Origin of the sequence: Stenotrophomonas sp. 2YAF22 (genome assembly GCF_052114665.1) — a bacterium.
GTDB classification, from domain to species: Bacteria; Pseudomonadota; Gammaproteobacteria; order Xanthomonadales; family Xanthomonadaceae; genus Stenotrophomonas; species Stenotrophomonas indicatrix.
Window position 1 is genome coordinate 1 of the sequence record NZ_JBFRFE010000307.1, and the last position, 4,986, is coordinate 4,986.

The 4,986-nt window shown below is 67.3% G+C and carries 4 protein-coding genes; 3 read left to right on the forward strand and 1 reads right to left on the reverse strand.

The window, feature by feature from the left end:
- Positions 1-2 precede the first annotated feature (2 nt).
- On the forward strand, positions 3-1,826 hold the full coding sequence (locus AB4Y84_RS13000) for an ABC-F family ATP-binding cassette domain-containing protein (RefSeq protein WP_442250243.1): 1,824 nt from the start codon (positions 3-5) through the stop codon (positions 1,824-1,826).
- Positions 1,827-1,904: 78 nt separating this feature from the next.
- On the opposite strand, the gene ampR is transcribed toward AB4Y84_RS13000, so the two are convergent.
- A complete protein-coding gene (gene ampR / locus AB4Y84_RS13005) occupies positions 1,905-2,771 on the reverse strand; it encodes a LysR family transcriptional regulator AmpR (RefSeq protein WP_442250244.1) in 867 nt (288 codons plus the stop codon).
- Between the two features lie 174 nt (positions 2,772-2,945).
- On the opposite strand from ampR, the gene blaL2 reads away from it, so the two are divergent.
- Together blaL2 and AB4Y84_RS13015 are read left to right on the forward strand one after the other, a co-directional pair.
- Positions 2,946-3,860 (forward strand): L2 family extended-spectrum class A beta-lactamase, encoded by a 915-nt coding sequence (gene blaL2 / locus AB4Y84_RS13010; RefSeq protein WP_442244410.1) that lies wholly within the window; start codon positions 2,946-2,948, stop codon positions 3,858-3,860.
- 106 nt (positions 3,861-3,966) lie between these two features.
- The coding region (locus AB4Y84_RS13015; protein ID WP_442250245.1) for a cation:proton antiporter at positions 3,967-4,986 on the forward strand (1,020 nt) is incomplete at its 3' end.

Sequence of the window (4,986 nt, forward strand, 5' to 3'; positions counted from 1 at the left end):
GGCTGCTGTTGTCCAATGTCGACCTGACTCTGCATGCCGGTTACCGGGTAGGCGTGGTCGGCCGCAACGGTGCTGGCAAGTCCAGCCTGTTCGCGGCGGTGAAGGGCGAGCTGGAGGCCGACAAGGGTGACGTCGACCTGCCCGGCAAGATCCGCATCGCCAGCGTCGCCCAGGAAACCCCGTCGCTGCCGGATCCGGCGCTGAGCTTCGTGCTGGGCGGTGACGTCGAGGTTGCCGCCGTGCTGGCCGCCGAGGCCGAGGCCACCGCCCGTGAAGACTGGGAAGCCGTGGCCGAGGCGCATACGCGCATGGCCGAGCTGAACGCCTACGACGCTGAAGCGCGCGCCGGCAAGCTGCTGCATGGGCTGGGTTTCCCGGCCGAAACGCACCACCGCGCGGTGTCCTCGTTCTCCGGCGGCTGGCGCGTGCGCCTGAACCTGGCCCGCGCGCTGATGATGCCCAGCGACCTGCTGCTGCTTGACGAACCGACCAACCACCTGGATCTGGACGCGGTGTACTGGTTGGAACAGTGGCTGCTGAAGTATCCGGGCACCCTGCTGCTGATCTCGCATGACCGCGAGTTCCTCGACAACGTCGCCACCCACACCCTGCACCTGCACGGTGGCGGTGCCAAGCTGTATCCGGGCGGCTACACCGATTTCGAGCGCCAGCGCGCCGAACAGCTGCGTCAGCAGCAGATCGCGCACGAGAAGGAACAGGCCGAGCGCGCCCATCTGCAGAGCTTCATCGACCGCTTCAAGGCCCAGGCCAGCAAGGCTGCGCAGGCACAGAGCCGGATGAAGCGACTGGCCAAGCTGGCCGGTACCGAAGCGGTCCGCRCCGAGCGCGAATTCCGCATCGAGTTCGCACCGCCGGCCAAACTGCCGTTCTCGCTGATCCGCCTGAACCACGTCGAGGCCGGCTACGGCAGCGACTCGGTGATCCTGCACAACGTGGGCTTTGGCCTGGAAGCGGGCCAGCGCATCGGCCTGCTGGGCCCCAACGGCGCCGGTAAAACGACACTGGTGAAGACCCTGGTGGGCGAGCTGGCACCGATCGCCGGCGAGCGCGCCGCGCACCCGGACCTGCGCATCGGCTACTTCGCCCAGCACACGGTCGAGTCGCTGCATGAAGGCCAGTCGCCGATGGAGCACTTCCGCGACCTGGCCCCGGATGCACCGAACCAGTCGTTCCGCGATTTCCTCGGCAAGTGGAATTTCCCKGGCGACCGTGCCTTTGAACCGGTGGATGGTTTCTCCGGTGGCGAGCGTGCACGCCTGGCGCTGGCATTGATCGCCTGGCAGCAGCCGAACGTACTGCTGCTGGACGAACCGACCAACCACCTTGATCTGGAAATGCGCGAAGCCCTGGCTGAAGCCCTGGCCGATTTCGACGGCGCGATCGTGATGGTCTCGCATGATCGTCATCTGATCGGCCTGGTCTGTGACACCTTCTGGCGGGTGGCCGATGGCGTGGTCGAACCGTTCGACGGTGACCTCGACGCCTATGCCGCCTGGCTGCGCACGCGCCCGCAGGCGCAGGGCACCAAGGCACGCATGGAGCAGGTGGAGGAGCCGGTGGTGGTCAAGACCGCACCGGTCGCGCAGGTGGTGCAGAAGAAGCCGGTCAACCCGCACAAGCTGGCCAGCGCCGAAGCCAAGGTCGCCGAGCTGGAAGGTGTGCTGGCCGAACTGGACCGGCAGCTTGCCGACTCGAGCAACTACGCCGATGCCACGCGCATGGCCGTGCTCGGTCGCGACCGCGAAGCTACCGCGGCGCAGCTGGAAAAGGCCGAAGCGGCCTGGATGGAACTGCTGGAATCCTGATCGGTAGTGCCGGCCGCTGGCCGGCAATGCGATGCGCCCACAACGATCAAGGGGGTGCCGGCCAGCGGCCGGCACTACCTACGCGCCCTGCGCCTGCAACCACTCTCGGAAGCGCCTGGCTGGCTCACGTTCAGCACGTGAGCGCAGACGGGTCAGCCAGTAGCGGCCCAGTTCCAGCGTGGTGGCAAACGGCTGCAGCAGCCGGCCCTCGGCCAGGTCCGCTTCGAACATGCGCAACGGCAGCAGGGCAACGCCCGCGCCACCGGCCGCAGCCACCGCCAGCGTCAATGACGAATCGAACACCGGTCCGCGCGCTTCCACGCCGTTGGCCCCAGCCATCTGCAGCCAGCGTGGCCATTCGTCGCTGCGGTACGAACGCAGCAGCGGCAAGGCCGCCAGATCGCGGGGGTGCTTCAGCCGTCGCGCCAGTGCCGGCGCGCACAACGGTGCGAACGGCGCGTCCAGGATCGCCGTGCAGGCCYGTCCCTGCCAGTCGCCATCGCCGAAACGGATTGCCAGGTCCAGGCCTTCACCGGCCAGGTCGATGCGGTTGTTGTGGGTCTGCAGCCGCAGTTCGATATCCGGGTGGGCCGCATCGAACGCGGYCAGCCGCGGCAGCAGCCAGCCGGTGGCGAAGGTGCCGACCACGCCGATCGTCAGCACTTCCCGCGCCGGGCCACCGGTGTAGCGGGCGATGCTGGCTGAAATGCGCTCGAAGGATTCATTGAGCACCGGGTACAGGGCTGCTCCTTCCTCGGTCAGCGCCACGCCGCGGGGCAGCCGATGGAACAGGCGGATACCCAGCCGGTCCTCCAGCCCGCGTATCTGGTGGCTCAGCGCCGCCTGGCTGACGCAGAGTTCCAAGGCGGCCCGGGTGAAGTTCTGGTGCCGGGCAGCCGCTTCGAAGGCGCGCAACGCATTCAGCGAAAGGGTGGGGTGCAGCATGGGGACGTGTGAGGCAGGATGATGGCTGATGGTAGCGCCTTGCCATGGGCGTTGGATAAATAAAGGGTTTAATGCGTCATGCATGAATTAATCTCATGACTGACGCTGAAAAAACGCGCTGGTCGCCTTTGCCCACCCTTTCAATAATCGGGACAACTTCCACGAGGATTCCGCATGCTTGCCCGTCGTCGATTCCTGCAGTTCAGTAGTGCCGCAGTCGCGTCCACCCTTGCGTTGCCGCTGCTGGCCCGGGCTGCCGCACCCGCCACCGTGCCCGCCACACCGGTCGATGCCGCCATCGCCGCCGCCGCCGACTTCGCCGCACTGGAAAAGGCGTGCAGCGGTCGACTCGGCGTAACCCTGCTCGACAGCGCTGGTGGTCGCCGCCTCGGCCATCGCCAGGACGAACGCTTCCCGCTGTGCAGCACCTTCAAGAGCGTGCTGGCCGCCACGGTGCTCAAGCAGGCCGAGCGCGATGCGGCACTGCTGGACCGGCGCCTGCCGGTGCGGACCCAGGACCTCCTGGAGCACGCGCCGGTCACCCGCCGCCACGTCGGCAAGGACCTGACCGTGCGTGACCTGTGCCGGGCCACGTTGATCACCAGCGACAACACCGCCGCCAACCTGTTGTTCGCAGCGATCGGCGGGCCGCCGGCGGTGACCGCGTTCCTGCGCGCCACCGGCGACACGATCACCCGCAGCGATCGCCTGGAGCCGGAACTGAACAGCTTCGCCATCGATGATCCCCGCGACACCACTACGCCGGCGGCCATTGCATCGACGCTGCAGCGTCTGGTGCTGGGCAATGCACTCAGGCCTGCCTCACGCCAGCAGTTGGCCGACTGGCTGATCGACAACGAAACCGGCGATGCCTGCCTTCGTGCGGGCCTGGGCAAGCGCTGGCGGGTGGGCGACAAGACCGGCAGCAATGGCGAAGACGCCCGCAACGACATCGCCGTGTTGTGGCCGGTGCAGGGCGGTTCGCCCTGGGTCCTGACCGCCTATCTGCAGGCGGGCACGATCAGCCTCGAACAGCGCGCGGCGGTACTTGCGCAGGTCGGGCGGATTGCAGATGGGCTGATCCGCTGAAGGGCGCTCTGCCGAAAGGAGAGGACACTTTCAGCCGTGTCCGGCTTGCCCGATCCGGATCGAACCCGCATCCTGCGCGCGTTCGATCCACACGGAAGTCCCCCCGATGAGCCATGAACTGGTCTACCTGCTGCTGATCTTCGCGCTGCTGGTCATCCCGCGCGCGCTGCAGCGGTTCAGCCTGCCGGCGCCGCTGACCTGCCTGCTGTTCGGCATCATCGGCATGCTCTGGCTGGGTGACCAGGCGCACGACGCTGTCATCGCACTGCTGGCCACGCTGGGCATCTCCTCACTGTTCCTGTTCGCTGGCCTGGAAGTTGACCTGCAGGCCCTGCGGCGCGGCATGTGGCCGCTGCTGGCGCATCTGCTGATCCGCAGTGCGACCCTGTTCGGCGTCGGCTGGCTGGCCTGGCGTTACGCCGGCCTGCCATGGCAGGCGGCAGGGCTGCTGGCGCTTGCGCTGCTGACCCCCTCCACCGGTTTCATCATGGATTCGCTGTCGCGGCTGGGGCTGAGCGAGGACGAGCGGTTCTGGGTCACCAGCAAGGCCATCGCCGGTGAACTGCTGGCCCTGGCGGCGTTGTTCATCGTGCTGCAGGCTGGCGATCCCGGGCACATGGCGCTGTCCAGCCTGGCCCTGCTGGCGATGATGATCGGCCTGCCGCTGCTGTTCATCGCGCTCGGTCGCTGGGTCGCGCCGCATGCACCGGGCTCGGAATTCTCACTGCTGGTGATGGTGGGCATGGTGGCGGCGTACATCACCTACCTGCTGGGCGTGTACTACCTGGTTGGCGCCTTCATTGCCGGCCTGGTCGCGCGCCTGCTGCACCAGCGAATGCCGCTGCTGGCTTCGCACGAAAACCTGCATGCGCTGCGTCTGTTCGCCTCGTTCTTCGTGCCGTTCTATTTCTTCAACGCCGGCACCAAGGTGCCCAGCGAAGCGCTGAGCTGGGAGGCGCTGGGGCTGGGCATCGTCATCACCCTGGTGGTGCTGCCGCTGCGCATCGCAGTGGTCTGGCTGCAGCGTCGCGTGATGTTCGGCGAGAGCTTCCGCAGCAGCCTGCGCGTATCGCTGGCACTGGCACCGACGCTGATCTTCACCCTGGTGCTGGCCGCGATCATGCGC